This is a genomic window from Aeromicrobium sp. SP1, assembly GCF_055663785.1.
Window position 1 is genome coordinate 1169747 of the sequence record NZ_JBQVVK010000001.1, and the last position, 17263, is coordinate 1187009.

Here is a 17263-nt window from a genome sequence, read left to right on the forward strand (position 1 = left end):
CCGGTCAGGTCAGGGGGGCCGACGGGCCGTCGGGCTGGGCCATGCGTCCACCGATGACGGTGTCGGCGACGGCGGCGGTCTTGGACTCGTCCCACGCGCGGTAGCCGTCGGCGGTGATGACCGACACGAGCGGGAAGATCCGCCGCGTCAGGTCGGGTCCGCCGGTCGCGGTGTCGTCGTCGGCCGCGTCGTAGAGCGCCTGGATGACGGCCGTGACGGCCTGCGTCTCGGTCATCTCCGGGCGGTACAGCTTCTTGAGGGAGCCACGCGCGAACGTCGAGCCGGAGCCGACCGAGTGGAACGTGCGCTCCTCGTTCTTGTTGCCGGTGACGTCGAACGCGAAGATCCGGCCGCACTCGGCCTCGAGGTCGTAGGCCGCGAACAGCGGGACGACCGCGAGGCCCTGCATCGCCATGCCGAGGTTGCCGCGGATGAGCGTCGCGAGGCGGTTGGCCTTGCCGTCGGTCGACAGCGTCGTGCCCTCGATCTTCTCGTAGTGCTCGAGCTCGACCTGGAACAGGCGAGTCATCTCGACGGCGATGCCGGCCGTGCCCGCGATCCCGACGCAGCTGTACTCGTCGGTCGGGAAGACCTTCTGGATGTCGCGCTGGGCGATGACGTTGCCCATCGTGGCGCGTCGGTCGCCGCCCATCACGACGCCGCCGGCGAACGTCGCCGCGACGATCGTCGTGCCGTGGACGGTGTCGAGGTGGTTCACGGGAGCCGCCGGGGTCCGCGGGAGCAGCTCGGGTGCCTGGTGGGCGAGGAACTCGGTGAACGAGGAGTGGCCGACGGCGCGGAAGGCCCCATCGAGCATCACTGTCCGCCCTTCTGGACGAAGCTGCGGACGAACTCCTCGGCGTTCTCCTCGAGGACGTCGTCGATCTCGTCGAGGATCGAGTCCACGTCGTCGTCGAGCTTCTCCTTGCGCTCGGCGTCGACCTCGGTGGTCTCGACCTGCTCCTCGCCGCCCTCGCTCTTGCGCGTCGTCTTGTGCTGTTGCTCGGCCATGTGGCCACCCTATAGCCGTGGTTGTGACATGCGGGTTACTTCGGGTCGCGGGTGATCTCGATACGCGGCTCGTCCCTCGCCCGCTACTCGATCACCGAGTGCTCGGTGGTCGAGTAGCGGCGAGCTTGCGAGCCGCGTATCGAGACCACCCGGGCGGTTCAGCGCCCCGTGATCGCCCGGAAGAGCTCCGTGGCCGATCCGACGCGGTCGAACAGTCCTTCGACGTGCTCGGCGGTGCCCTTGAGCGGCTCCATCGTCGGCACGCGCTGCAGCGAGTCGTGGCCCGGGAGGTCGAAGATCACCGAGTCCCACGAGGCCGCGGCGATGTCGCCGGCGAACCGCTGCAGGCAGCGCCCCCGGAAGTAGGCACGGGTGTCGCGCGGCGGTTCGGTGATCGCCGCCGCGATCACGTCGTCGGGGAGCAACCGGTCGATGCGTCCTGCGGCGACGAGCCGGTGGTAGAGCCCGCGCTCGAGTCGGACGTCGTGGTACTGCAGGTCGACCAGGTGCAGCTTCGCGTGGTCCCAGTCGAGGCCGTCGCGTTCGCGGTACTGCTCCAGCAGCGCGAGCTTGGCGACCCAGTCCAGTTCGCGCACGAGCTGCATCGGATCCTCGGCCAGTCGCGTGAGCACGGACTCCCAGCGCCGCAACACGTCGTGGGTCTCATCGTCGCCGCCCTCGGTCTCGACGAACTTCTTGGCCTGCTCGAGGTAGTGACCCTGCAGCTCGAGGGCCGTGATGGTCCGCCCGTCGGCGAGCTCGACGGCCGTGCGCAGCGTCGGGTCGTACGAGATCTCGTGCAGCGCGCGCACGGGATTGGCCAGCTCGAACGCCTCGGGCAGGGCGTCGGCCTCGATCATCGCGAGCACGAGCGAGGCGCTGCCGTGCTTGAGGTAGATCGAGATCTCCGAGAGGTTCGCGTCGCCGATGATCACGTGCAGGCGGCGGTACTTCTTCGGATCGGCGTGCGGCTCGTCGCGCGTGTTGATGATCGGGCGCTTGAGGGTCGTCTCGAGGCCGACCTCGACCTCGAAGTAGTCGGCCCGCTGGCTGATCTGGAACGCGTGGACGCTGCCGTCCTGACGCTGGCCGACGCGGCCGGCGCCGCACATGATCTGGCGGGACGCGAAGAACGGCGTCAGCTGGCGCACGATCGACAGGAACGGCACGTCACGGCGCATGAGGTAGTTCTCGTGCGAACCGTACGACGCGCCCTTGTTGTCGATGTTGTTCTTGTAGAGCACGATCGGCGCGACGCCCGGGACCCTCGCCGCGAGCTCGGCGCCGCGACGCATGACGGTCTCGCCGGCCTTCTCCCAGCGCACGACGTCGAGCGGCCCGGTGACCTCGGGACTCGAGTACTCCGGATGGGCGTGGTCGACGTAGAGCCGGGCGCCGTTCGTCAGGATGATGTTCGCCAGGCCCATGTCCTCGTCGGTCAGCTGGGACGGGTCGGCGATGTCCCGGCCGAGGTCGAAGCCGCGCGCGTCGCGCAGCGGGCTCTCCTCCTCGTAGTCCCAGCGGGCGCGCCGGGTCAGGCCGTTCGCCGCGGCGTACGAGTTGACGACGTGGGTGGCCGCCACCATGGGATTGGCCTGGGGCTGGCCCTGCACCGCGATGCCGTACTCGACCTCGGAGCCCTGAACCCGTTTGACGCTCACGCTTTCACCCTACGCATGAACGTCGAGCGGTTTGGCCAGATGCACCGCGTCGTCGTAGCCCGCGTAGTAGCCGAACGGCGTGATGTCCTCGTAGCCGGCGGAGCGGTACAGCTTGATCGCCTCGGGCTGCTCGGTCCCGGTCTCCAGGACGAGCCGGGTGATGCCCTGCCGGGCGGCGCTGCGCTCGAGCTCCTCGAGCACCTGCCGGGAGAAGCCGCGGCCGCGATGGGAGTCCAGCACGAACATCCGCTTGATCTCGCCGTCCGTGTCGCCCGCGGGTCCGCCTCGGCGCCAGCCGCCCATCGCGACGGGCATGTCGTCGACGTAGCCGACGAAGAAGATCCCGTTGGGGTGCTCGAACTGGTCGGGTCCCATCGGCGAGGCGTCGCCGACCTCGCTGGCGTACCGGCGCACGTACTCGGCCTGCACCAGCTCGGTCAGCTTCATCGCGTCGGGGTGGTCGTACCGGACCACGCGGAGTTCGAGGCTCAGAGGTACTGTCCCGTGTTCGCGACCGTGTCGATCGACCGGCCGGGCTCGTTGCCGCCCTTGCCCGTGATGAGCGTGCGGATGAAGACGATCCGCTCACCCTTCTTGCCCGAGATGCGCGCCCAGTCGTCCGGGTTCGTCGTGTTGGGCAGGTCCTCGTTCTCCTTGAACTCGTCGACGCAGGCCTGGAGCATGTGCTGGACGCGGATGCCCTTGCTGCCCAGGTCGAGGAAGTCCTTGATGGCCATCTTCTTCGCCCGGTCGACGATGTTCTGGATCATGGCGCCGGAGTTGAAGTCCTTGAAGTACAGGACCTCCTTGTCACCGCCGGCGTACGTGACCTCGAGGAACTGGTTCTCCTCGCTCTCGGTGTACATCCGCTCGACCGTGCGCTGGATCATGCCGTGGACGCACGCATCGCGGTCGCCGCTCCACTCCGCGAGGTCGTCGGCGTGCAGCGGCAGCGTGGCCGTCAGGTACTTGCTGAAGATGTCGCGGGCGGCCTCGGCGTCGGGGCGCTCGATCTTGATCTTGACGTCGAGTCGGCCCGGTCGCAGGATCGCGGGGTCGATCATGTCCTCGCGGTTGGACGCACCGATCACGAGCACGTTCTCGAGTCCCTCGACGCCGTCGATCTCGCTCAGCAACTGGGGCACGATCGTGTTCTCGACGTCGGACGAGACGCCGGAGCCGCGCGTGCGGAACAGCGAGTCCATCTCGTCGAAGAAGACGATGACGGGGGTGCCCTCGCTGGCCTTCTCACGGGCACGCTGGAACACCAGGCGGATGTGCCGCTCGGTCTCGCCGACGTACTTGTTGAGCAGCTCGGGGCCCTTGATGTTGAGGAAGTACGAGCGGCCCTCCTCGCCGGTGCGCTCGGAGACCTTCTTGGCCAGCGACGCGGCGACCGCCTTGGCGATCATCGTCTTGCCGCAGCCGGGCGGGCCGTAGAGCAGGATGCCCTTCGGCGGCTTGAGCTCGTGCTCGATGAAGACCTCGGGGTGCAGGTAGGGCAGCTCGACGGCGTCCTTGATGATCTCGACCTGGTTGCCCAGGCCACCGATGCTCGTGTAGTCGATGTCGGGAACCTCTTCGAGGACCAGCTCCTCGACCTCGGACTTGGGGATCTTCTCGTAGACGTAGCCGGCGCGGCTGTCGAGCAGCAGCGAGTCGCCGGCGCGCAGCTTCACGTCGGCGAGGCTGGAGGCGAGGCGCACGACGCGCTCCTCGTCGGCGTTGCCCAGCACGAGGGCGCGCTCGCCGTCGGCCATCAGCTCCTTGAGCATGACGATCTCGCCGACCTCCTCGAACTCGAGGGCGGCGACGACGTTCATCGCCTCGTTGAGGATGACCTCCTGGCCCTTGCGCAGGTGCGCGCGGTCGACCGCGGGGCTGACGTTGACACGCAACTTGCGCCCCCCGGTGAACACGTCGACCGAGTCGTCCTCGTTGGCCTGCAGGAAGGTGCCGAAGCCGGTCGGCGGCTGCGCGAGCCGGTCGACCTCCTCCTTGAGTGCCACGATCTGGTCGCGGGCCTCGCGCAGCGTCGACGTCAGGCGCTCGTTCTGCGCGGACGTGTTCGCGAGCCTGGCCTCGACCTCGGCGAGGCGGGACTCGAGAAAGCGATCGATACTCTCGTTGCCCGTCATGTGCACCCCTCCTGTGGCAGGTGTTCCCGACATTACCCGTCAGAGCCGCCGAGACCAGTCCATCTTGCTTACCGACATGTTGCGTTCCTGTTGCGCCCCATGTGGTCGGAGAGCATCAGTCGACGTCGTGCGGACGTGGACCGGTGTAGTCGGGTCCGTAGGCGCCCGGCGCGGGGCGGCGGGTCTTCGGCATCGGGCGCTGTCCGGGCGCGAGCCGCCGGGCCGTGACGAGGAACGCCGTGTGCCCGTTCATCTTGTGGTCGGGTCGCACCGCGAGGCCCTCGAGGTGCCAGTCGCGCACGAGCGTCTCCCACGCGTGCGGCTCGGTGAAGCCGGTCGACTCACGCAGTGTCTCGGTGAACCGGGACAGCTGGGTCGTGGTGGCGACGTAGGCGCACACGATGCCGCCGGGCACGAGGCGCTGCATCGCGAGCGGGATGCACGTCCACGGGTCGACCATGTCGAGGATGATCCGGTCGACCTCGGGGCCGTCGATGCTGTCGCGCAGGTCGCCGACCGTGAGCGACCACGTGTCGGGCGCCTCGCCGATCGCCTGTTCGACGTTCGCGCGGGCCTTCAGCGCGAAGTCCTCACGGAGCTCGTGCGACTCCAGGTGACCGTCGCGGCCGATCGCGCGCAGCAGGTACGCCGAGAGGCTGCCGGAGCCGGCACCGGCCTCGATGACACGTGCGCCGGGGAAGATGTCGGCCATCACGAGGATCTGGGCGGCGTCCTTCGGGTAGATGATCGCGGCACCGCGCGGCATCGAGACGACGTACTCGAACAGCAGGGGCCGGAACACCTGGTACGGGAACTCCAGCGACGTGTCGACGACGATGCCCTCGGGCCGGCCGATGATGTCGTCGTGACGGATCTGGCCCTTCTTGGTGCTGAACTCCTTGCCGGGCTCCAGCCTGATGTTGTGGCGGCGGCCCTTCGGGTCGGAGAGGCGGACCCACTCCCCCTCGACGAACGGCCCGGTGCGCTGGTGTCTCTGGCTCATCCGGCATCACGATAGGCCCGGTCCACCGTGGAGGCGAACAGGGTGCCGACGACGTATCCGCGCGAGTCGATCAGGGCGTAGGCGTTCGAGGGGTTCTCCGCCATCGCGACGAGCAGGTCGCGTCCGGAGAGATCGACGGAGATCGGCACGGCCCCGCGTGGTGGGGACTCGTCGCGCATGAGGCGATGTGCACTCAGTCCGCCGACCTTCGCGATCGCGACGCCGTGCTTGAGGGCGTGGGACGCGCCCTGCCACAGGAACAGCGACACGGCGAGCACGAGCAGCGCGCGGCCGATCGCGAAGGCGTCGTCGGTGAGCATGATCATGACCGCGCCACCCACGAGTGCGATCGCCGTACCGCGGCCGATCCAGCCGGCCACCCGGACGCCGCGGGCCTCGCTGCCGGTGGCGGCCCAGATGAGCGAGCGCAGGACGCGACCGCCGTCGAGCGGCAGGCCCGGGAGCATGTTGAAGATGGCGATCAGGATGTTGATGAATCCCAGAGACCACAGCACGGCGTGGACGACGCCGGTCGTCGTGCCCGTGGCCCACAGTGCGGCGAGTCCGATCAGCAGCGAGGTCAGCGGGCCCACGATCGACGTCGTGAACTCCTGCCAGGGATGCCGCGAGTCGCCCTCGATGCGGGTCTCACCGCCGAGCAGGTGCAGCTCGACCGCGGGGACCGTCATCCCGAACCAGCGCGCGGCGGCGAGGTGCGCGACCTCGTGCAGGAACACCGAGAGGTAGAGGGAGACGACGAAGACGACGGCGGTCAGGTACGGGTTCGGGCCGGCACCGAGCGCGTCGAACTGCGGGGCGAACACGATCACGAGCACGAAGCCCATGAGCAGCAGCGACGGGCGGACGATGATGTCCGCGCCAGCCAGTCGCCCGATGCGCCATCCGCCGTTCACGGGTCCAACCTACTGGCGCGGTCAGCCCGCGAGCGCGAGGAGGCCGCGCGCGTCGAGTCGCGCCAGTCCGCTGACGATCGTGCGGCGGGGCGCCTCCGGGACGTTCACGGCGTGCGGCACGGCGACGACCCAGCAACCGGCGGCATTCGCGGACGTCGCTCCGGTGCGGGAGTCCTCGACGGCGAGGCAGTCCGACGCGCCCACCCCGAGCAGCTCCGCGGCGCGCAGGTACGGCTCCGGATGGGGCTTGCCGCGGGTCACGGCGTCGCCCGTGACGACGGCGTCGAACGGCAGCAGGTCGACGACGGACTGGGCGATGTAGTCGTACGACATCGTCACGAGCGCCTGCGGGATCCCCAGGGCATGGAGCTCCTCGATGAGCTCACGGGCACCCGGGCGCCACTGCTGGCTGGCGCGCAGTGACGCCGCGACCCGTTGACCCATGTGGTCGACGATGTCCTCGGGCGTCATCGAGCCGCCGATCCGCTCCTTGATGTACCGGGCCGCGTCGAGCAGGTCGTTGCCCACGAGCGCGAGCGAGTCCTCCTCGGTCCACACCGCCCCGTGCGCCTCGGCGAGCTCGTGCTCGGTCGAGATCCACAGCGGTTCGGTGTCGACGATCGTGCCGTCCATGTCCCACAGAACGGCGGCGGGGAACTTCTGGGGCGCATCCACGGTCTGACCTGCAGTTTCTCGAGTTGTGCGGTGTGAACGATGGCCTCGCGAACGGTCGATGCGGCCATCCGTGCGGCAATCCACCCTAGAACGGGTCTCGATCGCGTGGCCATTCGTCCCCACGCACGGGCCGCGCGAGCTATCGGAGCTCGGAACGGCGCAGCAGCACCAGGCCGATGCCGAGCGGGATGACGATCCAGATCGTCGTCGTCGATGCGAGCTGCGCCCACTCCTGTGCTGAGGAGGTCTGGCCCTCGAACAGGGCGACCTGCGTGGTGTTCCAGTCGATCCAGGGCTGGAGGTCGGTGAACCACTCCCTCACCTGCGCCAGCAGGACGAGGATCCCGGAGAGGACGAAGGACAGCACGAAGTAGCCGACGATGGCGGCCGAGGAGTGGCGCAGCACGACCCCCAGGGTGAAGCCGATGGCCATCCCCACGAGGTTGCCGAGGACGATCTGGGCGGCGTGGGCCAGTCCGACGTCCCACACCGCGTCGACCCCGGCGAGGGCGGAGCCGACGACGTTGCCGACGGCCCCGATCGTGAGCGCCACCAGCATCGAGACGATCCCGACGATGACGGTCGCGATCGCCTTGGCGCCGATGACCCGCCCCCGGCCGGGGACGAGAGTGAACGTCGTCAGTCCGCTGCGCTGACTCCATTCGCTGGTGACCGCGAGGATCGCGATCATGGGCAGGATCAGCGTCATCGGGAAGCCCAGCGCGGTGGCGAAGGTCTCGTAGCCGAGCGCACTGTCGGGCGCGAAGACGATGGCGGCTGCGGTCGCCAGGATCGAGAGGACGCCGATGCTCGTGAGCAGCCAGAAGCCCGAGCGCGTGTCGAACATCTTGCGCAGCTCGACGCCGACGATCCGACTGGTCGGGATCGGAGACACGACGCGCACGTCGGTGGTGGCGGTCTGGATGGTCATGCTGCTGCTCCTGCCTGGGAAACGTTGCCGTCGCGCTGGGAATCTGCGGTGAGCTCGAGGAACATCTCCTCCAGCCCGGCGCTGTCCGCCGAGCGCAGTTCGGTCAGCGCGATGCCTGCCGCGAGGGCGACCCGGCCGACGTGGTGGGGATCGGCGTCGGTGTGGAGTGCGCCTCCGCCCGAGGGTGAAGTGCTGATGCCGGCATCCGCGAGGGCGCCGGCGAGCCGGGTGTTGTCCGCGGACGAGACGACCGTCCCGGAGGTCGACAGCAGTTCCTGCTTGCTCCCCTGCGCGACGATCCGCCCGTTCCCGATCACGACCAGGTCGTCGGCGATGACCTCGATCTCGTGCAGCAGGTGGGAGGACAGCAGGACCGTGCCGCCCTGGTCGGCGAACTCGCGCAACAGGCCGCGCATCCAGCGGATGCCGGCCGGGTCGAGGCCGTTGGCCGGCTCGTCGAGGACCAGGACGCCGGGATCGCCGATCAGGGCCGTGGCGATGCCGAGCCGCTGACGCATGCCGAGGGAGTAGTTGCGGACCCGGCGATCGGCCTCCTTCTCGGTCAGCGACACCCGCGCGAGCATCTCGGCGACGCGGCTCGTGGGCAACCCCATGGTGCGGGCGGCGACCGTGAGGATCTCGCGGCCGGTGCGTCCGGCGTGCTGGGCGGAGGCGTCGAGGAGGACGCCGATCTCGAGGCCCGGGTTCGGCAGGTCGGCGTACCGGCCGCCGAGGACCTCGACATGGCCGGAACCGGCCGCGGTCAGGCCGGCCATGATCCGCATCGTCGTCGACTTCCCGGCGCCGTTGGGGCCGAGGAAGCCGGTCACGCGGCCGGGTCGGGCGGTGAAGGAGACGTCGTAGACGGCGGTGACGCCGCGATAGCTCTTGCTCAGGTGGTCGACAGTGATCATGACCTGAAGCCTCCTCGCGGCCACCCTCTCGCACATCGGCGTCGAGGTCGGATCTGCCTCGTTCCGTGGGAGGGGTGGCGTCTCGTCCTTTCGGTCGGTCCCCCACGCCTGCGAGATCCCTAGGCTGGGCAGGTGATCACCACCGCCCTGCGCTCGCTGTGGGCCGAGCCGCGCGCCGCGGACGTCCCCGCGCGGGTGTGGCGCGACTGGGTGCTGGTCGGCGCGCTGATGGTCACGGCGCTGCTCGAGGCTGCCCTGCGGGACGACGTCACGTGGCGGCCCTTCGTGACGATCGTGGCGGTCGTGCTCGCGCCGGTGCTGCTCTGGCGGCGAACCCATCCTCTGGTCTGCGTCGTGGTGGGCTTCGGCACCGCGTTGGCGTTCGGACTGGCGACCCTGCTGGGCGGGGTGCCGGGCGTGGGTCTGGACTCGATGGTCTTCATCCTGGTCCTCGTCTACGCGCTGGTCCGCTGGGGCTCGGGACGCGAGATCGTCATCGGGCTGACGGTGGTGCTCGTCGCAGCGGTGATCGGCACCATCGCCGACTCCACCGGACCGGCCGAGGTCATCGGCGGCTTCGGCGTCCTGGCAGCGGCGGCCGCGGGCGGGGCGGCGTTCCGCTACCGCGCCGAGAGCTGGCGGCGGGCGCTCGACCAGGTCCGCAGCCAGGAGCGCGTCGGCCTCGCGCGCGAGCTGCACGACTCGGTCGCCCACCACGTCTCGGCGATCGCCGTGCAGGCGCAGGCGGGCCGGACGATGGCCGGGACCCGCCCGGAGGCAGCGGTCGAGGCGCTTGCGGTGATCGAAGAAGAGGCGTCGCGGACCCTGGCTGAGATGCGGGCGATGGTCCGGGTGCTGCGCGACGGAGAGCCGGCGGAGTACGCCCCGCAGCCGGGCGTCGCCGACCTGCCGACCCTCGCCCGCCGCGACCCTGTTCCCGTCGTCGACGTCGAACTTGCAGGCGATCTGGCCGGTCTGGGGGCCCAGGTCGACACGGCCGTCTACCGGCTGGCGCAGGAGGCGCTGACCAACGCGCTGCGGCACGCCCGCAACGCCTCGCGGGTGGAGATCAGGGTCGCCGAGGGCGCCGGAAGGCTGCGGCTCCGCGTGACCGACGACGGCCAGATCGACCCGGCCCGGCCGGCGACACACGGCTTCGGGCTGCTGGGGATGACCGAGCGCGTGCAGCTGCTCGGCGGCACGCTGAGCGCCGGACCGATGCCCGAGGGCGGCTGGGTGGTCGACGCCGAGCTGCCGTTGGAGGTACCCCGATGACGGTGCGCGTGCTGGTGGCCGACGACCAGGAGCTCGTGCGCACCGGACTGTCGATGATCCTCGACGCCCAACCCGACATCGAGGTCGTGGGCCAGGCGGTCGACGGCAGGACCGCCATCGCGCTGGCGCGTCAGCTCCGCCCCGACGTGTGCCTCGTCGACATTAGGATGCCCGGGCTGGACGGTATCGAGGTGACCGAGCTCCTCGCCGGGCGCGACGTTCCGGACCCGATCGCCGTGGTGGTGATCACGACCTTCGACCTGGACGAGTACGTCCACGGCGCGCTGCGTGCCGGTGCTCGAGGATTCCTCCTGAAGGATGCCGGGCCCGAGCTGCTGGTGCAGGCCGTCCATGCCGCCGCCGCCGGCGATGCCCTGATCGCGCCGAACATCACCCGCCGGCTGCTGGCGACCCTCGCCGCGGGGGCGCCGTCGACACGCCGTACCCCGCCGATCGAGCCGCTCACCCCACGCGAGGAGGAGGTCGTGAGACTGGTCGCGATCGGCCGCACGAACGCCGAGATCGCCACCGAGCTGTTCATCAGCCTGACGACGGCCAAGACCCACGTTGCGAGCCTGCTGACCAAGATCGGCGCCCGGAACAGGGTCGAGATCGCGATGTGGGCCTACGACACCGGCCGAGTGGGGCACTGAGCCGGACCTCGCGACGGCAATGCCCGTGACGGTCGTCAGACCTCGCGTGACTCCAGTCCGGCCCGGGTCGGGCTCGACGGGTCCTCGATGAGGCGGCCGACGACGAACTGCGCGGTCAGCCGATCGAACACCCGGTGGCGGCGCAGCATCGCGTGCTTGGCCCCGGCGACGCGCACGTACTCGACCTGCGCCGTCCGGGCCATCGCCCGCGCCGCCTCCATCGACCGCGAGGCTGACGCGACCCGGTCGGCGTCGCCGTGGACGACGAGCGCCGACCGTCCGCGCAGGTCGACCGTCCCGTCCTCCGGATGGACCCAGGGGTTGAGGGCGACGACGGTGGTCACCTCCGGCCGAGCCGCTGCGAGGATCGCGGCTCGGCCGCCGAGCGAATGACCGACGAGCGCGAACGGCAACTCGGTGTCCTGGCGGTCACGCACCTGCTCGATCGCCCACCGAGCGTCGTCGACCGGCGTGTGGGACGCGTCCCAGCCGCGCGTCGAGTTCAGTACGCGGTAGACGGCCAGCCGCCCACGCCCGGCGCGGGCGAGGTGACGCGCGATCGGGATCATGCGCAGGACGGAGAGCTGGGTGGGACTCACCATCGGGTTCCCCGCACGACTGGCACCACCGTGCAGCACGAGCACGACACCCGCCGCCCCAGGGGGCTCGGACACGGGGATCAGGCGGGGCGAGTTCGGCACGACCCCCACGGTTCCACGCCCCGGCGAATCCCTTCACCCCGCACGGTCGTGAACGCCCTCGAACTCGCCGTGTTGGGCGAGGCTGACTCAGACCTCGGCGGGCACCTCTTCCGGCGCGTCCTGCGGGGTCGCGAGGAACTCGACCACGATCAGTGCCAGCACGGTCACGGCGACGATGACGAGCACGTCGCGCCCGCTCGGATGGTCGATCGAGAGGTAGACGAGGGCGGCCACCCCGGCCAGGGCCCAGCGCACGAAGACCCGATACGTGCCGAGGAACCGGCCGACGGGGCCGGTGTCCATGCCCGCGCCGACGGCCTGGTTGCGGACCGCGTCCACGCCGGAGGCCAGTCCGCGCCGGCATGCCGCGCCGGCGCCGCTCGGGGCGAACAGGAACGCCGCGGCAGCGATGACCAGGAAGGCGATGCCGACGGCGCGCAGCGCCGTGCGGATGAAGGACACGACCTGGTCGTAGATCACCGCAGCGGCATCCGCCGGGAGCATGGTGTCGGGGACGGCGTCCAGGTAGATCGGTCGGACGAGGTTGAGTGTCAGGCCGAGCAGCACCATCGAGCCGGCCACCACGAGCCCCGCGCCCAGCAGCGCCCGCCGGCGGTCCCGCGCGATCATGACGGCGGCCACGATGATCAGCAGGGTCAGCCACGGCAGCACCTGGGAGACCGTGCCCAGCCACGAGAAGATCTTCTGTGCCGTGCCGATGTTCTCGGCGTGGAACACCGTGAAGGTCGCGTTGACCTCAGGGATGCGCTCGGCGAACGCGAAGCCCTCCGCCACGAGCCGCTCCTTGACCACCTCGATGATGGTCGCCACGTTGATCGACACCTCACCGTTGCGGACCGACACGGAGCCACCCTCACGGCCTCCGGTCAGGACGTTCACCATCTGGCCGTGTGCCTGACGATTCGCCTCGACCCACGCGTCCGCGAAGGCGTCCGACGCGACGAACTGCGCCACGCGGTCGTGGATGAACGTCTCGATCCCGTTCGCGAGCGGCACCGCGAGCGACGGGAGCAGCGTCGCGGCCCGATCGGGAACGAACTCCTGGCCGGAGATCGACGTGAGCGCCTCCGAGACGAGCGCCTCGGTGTCGACCGCGTTGACGATCTCGGTCGTCACGCGGTCGGTGATCGCGTCCTGCACTGCCGGATCCTCGGCGAGCGGCGCGATCGTCTCGACGTAGCGATCGGTGTCACCGACCTGGTCGTTCGCCCACGTGGCCACGACGGACAGCGGCGCGAGCAGGCCCGCGAGGATCAGGAGCACGACGACCACGACCGGACGCCACCACCCGGTGCGCCGGGCCGACGGCGCGTCGGAGGTCGTCGTGGTGTCGAGTCGGGCCTCGAGCTCGGCCACGCGTGCCCTGAGGGCGACGACTTCGTTGGCACCATCGTCGGGAGTCGTATCCATACCCGCGATGATGGCGTCCGCCGCGCAGCACGCGCATCACCCCAATCGGGGTGGATCCGCTGCCGGGCTCGCCCACGAAGTGGCGACGACCTCGGCGCTCGTGCCGCCTGCCGTAGACTGGCGTCCATCGTTCGGATGCTTCCCGAGGCCGAGGCGAGCCCGCCGCAGGCTGGAAGATCCCAGCACCCCCGAGTGTTCTACCGCTGAGGACTTCCCTGAATGACCGAGTCGCGCGTGACAGAGTTCGCCGTCCACCACCGCCCTGACGCCACCGCCGCCCTGACCGCGGCGATGGACGAGCGCATCCTGGTGCTCGACGGCGCGATGGGCACGGCGATCCAGCGCGACCGGCCCGACGAATCGGGCTACCGCGGCGAGCGCTTCGCGCAGTGGTCGTGCGACGTGGGCGGCAACAACGACCTGCTGACGCTCACCCAGCCGGACATCATCGCGGGCATCCACCGCGAGTACCTCGAGGCCGGCGCGGACGTCATCGAGACGAACACCTTCAGCGCGAACGCGATCTCCCTGCGCGACTACGACATGGTCGACCTCGCGTACGAGCTCAACCACACCGCCGCGCAGCTCGCCCGCCGCGAGGCGGACGCCGTCGCGACCGACGACCGACCGCGGTACGTCGCCGGTGCGCTCGGACCGACCACCCGCACGGCCTCCATCTCGCCCGACGTCAACGACCCGGGTGCCCGCAACGTCTCGTGGGACGACCTCGTCGACGCCTACCTGACCGCCGCGCGCGGTCTCGTCGACGGCGGTGCCGACCTGCTGATGATCGAGACGATCTTCGACACGCTCAACGCCAAGGCGGCGATCTTCGCGGTCGAGACGCTCTTCGAGGAGACGGGCCGGCGCTGGCCCGTCGTCATCTCCGGCACGATCACCGACGCCTCGGGCCGCACGCTCTCGGGCCAGACGGTTGAGGCGTTCTGGCACTCGATCCGGCACGTCCGTCCCCTGCTGGTCGGACTCAACTGCGCGCTCGGCGCCGACGAGATGCGGCCCTACATCGCCGAGCTCTCGCGGATCGCCGACTGCCACATCTCCTGCTACCCCAACGCCGGTCTGCCGAATGCGTTCGGCGAGTACGACGAGGCGCCCGACCAGACCGCCGCGATCCTGCGCGAGTTCGGCGACAGCGGCTTCCTCAACCTCGTGGGCGGCTGCTGCGGCACGACGCCCGACCACATCGCGCACATCGCTCAGACGGTCGAGGGGCTCACGCCCCGGGCGCTGCCGACGATCGCCCCGGCCCTGCGGCTGTCCGGACTCGAGGCCCTCACGGTCACCGAGCAGTCCCTGTTCGTCAACGTCGGCGAGCGCACCAACATCACCGGATCGGCGCGGTTCCGCAACCTCATCAAGGCCGAGGACTACTCCGCGGCCCTCGCGGTCGCGTTGCAGCAGGTCGAGAACGGCGCGCAGGTCATCGACGTCAACATGGACGAGGGCATGATCGACGGCGTCGCCGCGATGGACCGCTTCACGAAGCTCATCGCCGCCGAGCCCGACATCAGCCGGGTCCCCGTCATGGTCGACTCGTCGAAGTTCCCCGTCATCGAGAAGGGGCTGCAGGCGATCCAGGGCAAGTCGATCGTCAACTCGATCTCCATGAAGGAGGGCGAGGAGAAGTTCGTCCGCGAGGCCCGGCTGTGCCGCAAGTACGGCGCGGCAGTCGTCGTCATGGCGTTCGACGAGGACGGCCAGGCCGACAACCTCGAGCGCCGCAAGCAGATCTGCGAGCGGGCCTACCGGATCCTCACCGAGGAGGTCGGCTTCCCGGCCGAGGACATCATCTTCGATCCGAACGTCTTCGCCGTCGCCACGGGCATCGAGGAGCACGCCGAGTACGGCGTCGACTTCATCGAGGCCACCCGGTGGATCAAGCAGAGCCTGCCTGGCGCGCTCGTCTCCGGCGGCGTCTCGAACGTCTCCTTCTCGTTCCGCGGCAACAACCCCGTGCGCGAGGCCATCCACGCCGTGTTCCTCTTCCACGCGATCGCCGCGGGGATGGACATGGGCATCGTCAACGCGGGCGCGCTCGTGCCCTACGACACGGTGCCGACCGAGCTGCGCGACCGGATCGAGGACGTGATCCTCAATCGCCGTGACGACGCCACCGAGCGGTTGCTCGAGATCGCCGGCAACTACGCGGGCACGGGCGAGCAGGTCGAGGAGTCGGTCCAGGAATGGCGTTCCATGCCGGTCTCGGAGCGGATCACGCACGCCCTCGTGAAGGGCATCGACGCGCACGTGGAGGACGACACCGAGGAGCTCCGCAAGGAGATCTCCGAGCGCGGTGGACGGCCCATCGAGGTCATCGAGGGTCCGCTCATGGACGGCATGAACGTCGTCGGCGACCTGTTCGGCGCCGGCAAGATGTTCCTGCCCCAGGTCGTGAAGTCGGCGCGCGTCATGAAGAAGGCCGTCGCGTACCTCATCCCGTTCATCGAGGCCGAGAAGCACCCCGACGACGCCAGCCGCAGCAACGGCACGGTGATCATGGCGACCGTCAAGGGCGACGTGCACGACATCGGCAAGAACATCGTCGGCGTCGTCCTGCAGTGCAACAACTACGACGTGATCGACCTCGGCGTCATGGTGCCCGCCCAGAAGATCCTCGACGCCGCCCGCGAGCACGACGCCGACGTGATCGGCCTGTCCGGGCTGATCACGCCGTCGCTCGACGAGATGGAGAACTTCGCGGCCGAGATGGCCCGCCAGGAGTTCGACATCCCGTTGCTGATCGGTGGCGCCACGACCTCGCGCGCGCACACCGCGGTCAAGGTCGACCGCAAGTACTCGGGCCCGGTCGTGTGGGTCAAGGACGCGTCGCGCTCGGTTCCCGTCGTCGCCTCGCTGCTGTCGGACGAGCGCCGACCGGTGCTGATGGCCGAGATCAAGGCCGACTACGACGCGCTGCGCGAGCGGCACGCGGCCCGCGGTGACGCCCGCACGATCCTGCCGCTGGACGCCGCCCGCGCGGACGCCAGCCCGATCGACTGGAGCGACTACACGCCGCCCAAGCCGAACCTCGTCGGCGTCGAGGTCCTCGAGGAGTACCCGCTCGGCGAGCTGCGCGACTACATCGACTGGCAGCCGTTCTTCAACGCCTGGGAGATGAAGGGCTCGTTCCCCGACATCCTCAACTCCCCCACCACGGGCGAGGCCGCGCGCCGGCTCTACGACGACGCGCAGGAGATGCTCGACAAGATCGTGGCGGAGGACTGGCTGACCGCGAGCGGCGTGTTCGGGATCTTCCCCGCCGACCGCGACGGCGACAGCACGATCGTCTGGTCCGACGAGTCGCGCACGCAGGAGCTGACCCGATTCCACCACCTGCGCCAGCAGACCGAGCACCGCGCCGGCGTTCCCCACCGTTCGCTGGCCGACTTCATCGCGCCCGAGGGCGACCACGTCGGCGCGTTCGCCGTCACGGCCGGTCTCGGCAGTGCCGAGCGCGTCAAGGCGTTCAAGGCCGAGCTCGACGACTACTCCGCGATCCTGCTCGAGGCGCTCGCGGACCGGCTGGCCGAGGCGTTCGCCGAGCGTCTGCACGAGCGCGTCCGCACCGAGTTCTGGGGCTACGCCCCCGACGAGTCGCTGTCGAACACCGATCTCATCAAGGAGAAGTACGCCGGCATCCGGCCCGCGCCGGGCTACCCGGCGTGCCCCGAGCACACCGAGAAGAGCACGATCTGGGATCTCCTCGACGTCGAGGAGCGCACCGGGATCGAGCTGACGGAGAGCATGGCGATGTGGCCCGGCGCCTCCGTCAGCGGTCTGTACTTCTCCCATCCGCAGTCCCAGTACTTCGTGCTCGGGCGCATCGGCCGCGACCAGGTCGAGGACTACGCCGGGCGCAAGGGCTGGACGATCGCGGAAGCCGAGCGCTGGTTGTCGCCGAACCTCGGGTATCGCACCGAGGATGAGTAGGCTGG

General features: G+C 69.8%; 15 protein-coding genes. 3 read left to right on the forward strand and 12 right to left on the reverse strand.

All coding sequences use genetic code 11. The features are described 5' to 3' along the window. Positions 1–4 precede the first annotated feature (4 nt). From prcB to ACT26F_RS05825, 10 genes are all read right to left on the reverse strand, one after another. Entirely contained in the window at positions 5–817 is an 813-nt protein-coding gene (gene prcB / locus ACT26F_RS05780; protein ID WP_471669548.1) for a proteasome subunit beta, read from the reverse strand. Beyond that, positions 817–1011: a ubiquitin-like protein Pup gene (locus ACT26F_RS05785; protein WP_471669549.1), complete on the reverse strand. Its 195-nt coding sequence runs from the start codon at positions 1009–1011 to the stop codon at positions 817–819. The genes prcB and ACT26F_RS05785 overlap by 1 nt, the downstream gene beginning before the upstream one ends. A 158-nt stretch (positions 1012–1169) precedes the next feature. Beyond that, positions 1170–2672 carry a depupylase/deamidase Dop gene (dop, locus tag ACT26F_RS05790; protein WP_471669550.1) on the reverse strand — a complete coding sequence of 501 codons (1503 nt, stop codon included), beginning with the start codon at positions 2670–2672 and terminating at the stop codon, positions 1170–1172. 9 nt (positions 2673–2681) lie between these two features. Further along, complete coding sequence (locus tag ACT26F_RS05795; RefSeq protein ID WP_471669551.1) at positions 2682–3146, reverse strand: GNAT family N-acetyltransferase; 465 nt, start codon at positions 3144–3146, stop codon at positions 2682–2684. Positions 3147–3160: 14 nt separating this feature from the next. Then, on the reverse strand, positions 3161–4810 hold the full coding sequence (arc, locus tag ACT26F_RS05800) for a proteasome ATPase (RefSeq protein WP_471669552.1): 1650 nt from the start codon (positions 4808–4810) through the stop codon (positions 3161–3163). 115 nt (positions 4811–4925) lie between these two features. Next, positions 4926–5813, reverse strand: a complete 888-nt coding sequence (locus ACT26F_RS05805; RefSeq protein WP_471669553.1) for a tRNA (adenine-N1)-methyltransferase — start codon at positions 5811–5813, stop codon at positions 4926–4928. Next, positions 5810–6727, reverse strand: a complete 918-nt coding sequence (locus tag ACT26F_RS05810; protein ID WP_471669554.1) for a M50 family metallopeptidase — start codon at positions 6725–6727, stop codon at positions 5810–5812. Before ACT26F_RS05810 ends, ACT26F_RS05805 begins: the two co-directional genes overlap by 4 nt. Positions 6728–6748: 21 nt before the next feature. Beyond that, the gene (locus ACT26F_RS05815) at positions 6749–7402 is read right to left on the reverse strand and encodes an HAD family hydrolase (protein ID WP_471669555.1); all 654 of its coding nucleotides are present in this window, start codon (positions 7400–7402) and stop codon (positions 6749–6751) included. A 139-nt stretch (positions 7403–7541) separates the two neighbouring features. Then, the gene (locus tag ACT26F_RS05820) at positions 7542–8333 is read right to left on the reverse strand and encodes an ABC-2 transporter permease (protein WP_471669556.1); all 792 of its coding nucleotides are present in this window, start codon (positions 8331–8333) and stop codon (positions 7542–7544) included. Beyond that, entirely contained in the window at positions 8330–9247 is a 918-nt protein-coding gene (locus tag ACT26F_RS05825) for an ABC transporter ATP-binding protein (protein WP_471669557.1), read from the reverse strand. Before ACT26F_RS05825 ends, ACT26F_RS05820 begins: the two co-directional genes overlap by 4 nt. 132 nt (positions 9248–9379) lie before the next feature. On the opposite strand from ACT26F_RS05825, the gene ACT26F_RS05830 reads away from it, so the two are divergent. Next, the gene (locus tag ACT26F_RS05830; RefSeq protein WP_471669558.1) at positions 9380–10522 is read left to right on the forward strand and encodes a sensor histidine kinase; all 1143 of its coding nucleotides are present in this window, start codon (positions 9380–9382) and stop codon (positions 10520–10522) included. Then, positions 10519–11175, forward strand: coding sequence for a response regulator (locus ACT26F_RS05835; RefSeq protein WP_471669559.1), 657 nt, complete (start codon positions 10519–10521; stop codon positions 11173–11175). The genes ACT26F_RS05830 and ACT26F_RS05835 overlap by 4 nt, the downstream gene beginning before the upstream one ends. A gap of 35 nt (positions 11176–11210) precedes the next feature. On the opposite strand, the gene ACT26F_RS05840 is transcribed toward ACT26F_RS05835, so the two are convergent. Beyond that, the gene (locus ACT26F_RS05840) at positions 11211–11849 is read right to left on the reverse strand and encodes an alpha/beta hydrolase (protein ID WP_471669560.1); all 639 of its coding nucleotides are present in this window, start codon (positions 11847–11849) and stop codon (positions 11211–11213) included. A 114-nt stretch (positions 11850–11963) separates the two neighbouring features. Next, the gene (locus tag ACT26F_RS05845; protein WP_471669561.1) at positions 11964–13307 is read right to left on the reverse strand and encodes a hypothetical protein; all 1344 of its coding nucleotides are present in this window, start codon (positions 13305–13307) and stop codon (positions 11964–11966) included. Positions 13308–13526: 219 nt separating this feature from the next. Here ACT26F_RS05845 and metH point away from each other — a divergent pair, with 219 nt between their 5' ends. Continuing rightward, the gene (metH, locus tag ACT26F_RS05850) at positions 13527–17258 is read left to right on the forward strand and encodes a methionine synthase (RefSeq protein WP_471669562.1); all 3732 of its coding nucleotides are present in this window, start codon (positions 13527–13529) and stop codon (positions 17256–17258) included. Positions 17259–17263: the final 5 nt, after the last annotated feature.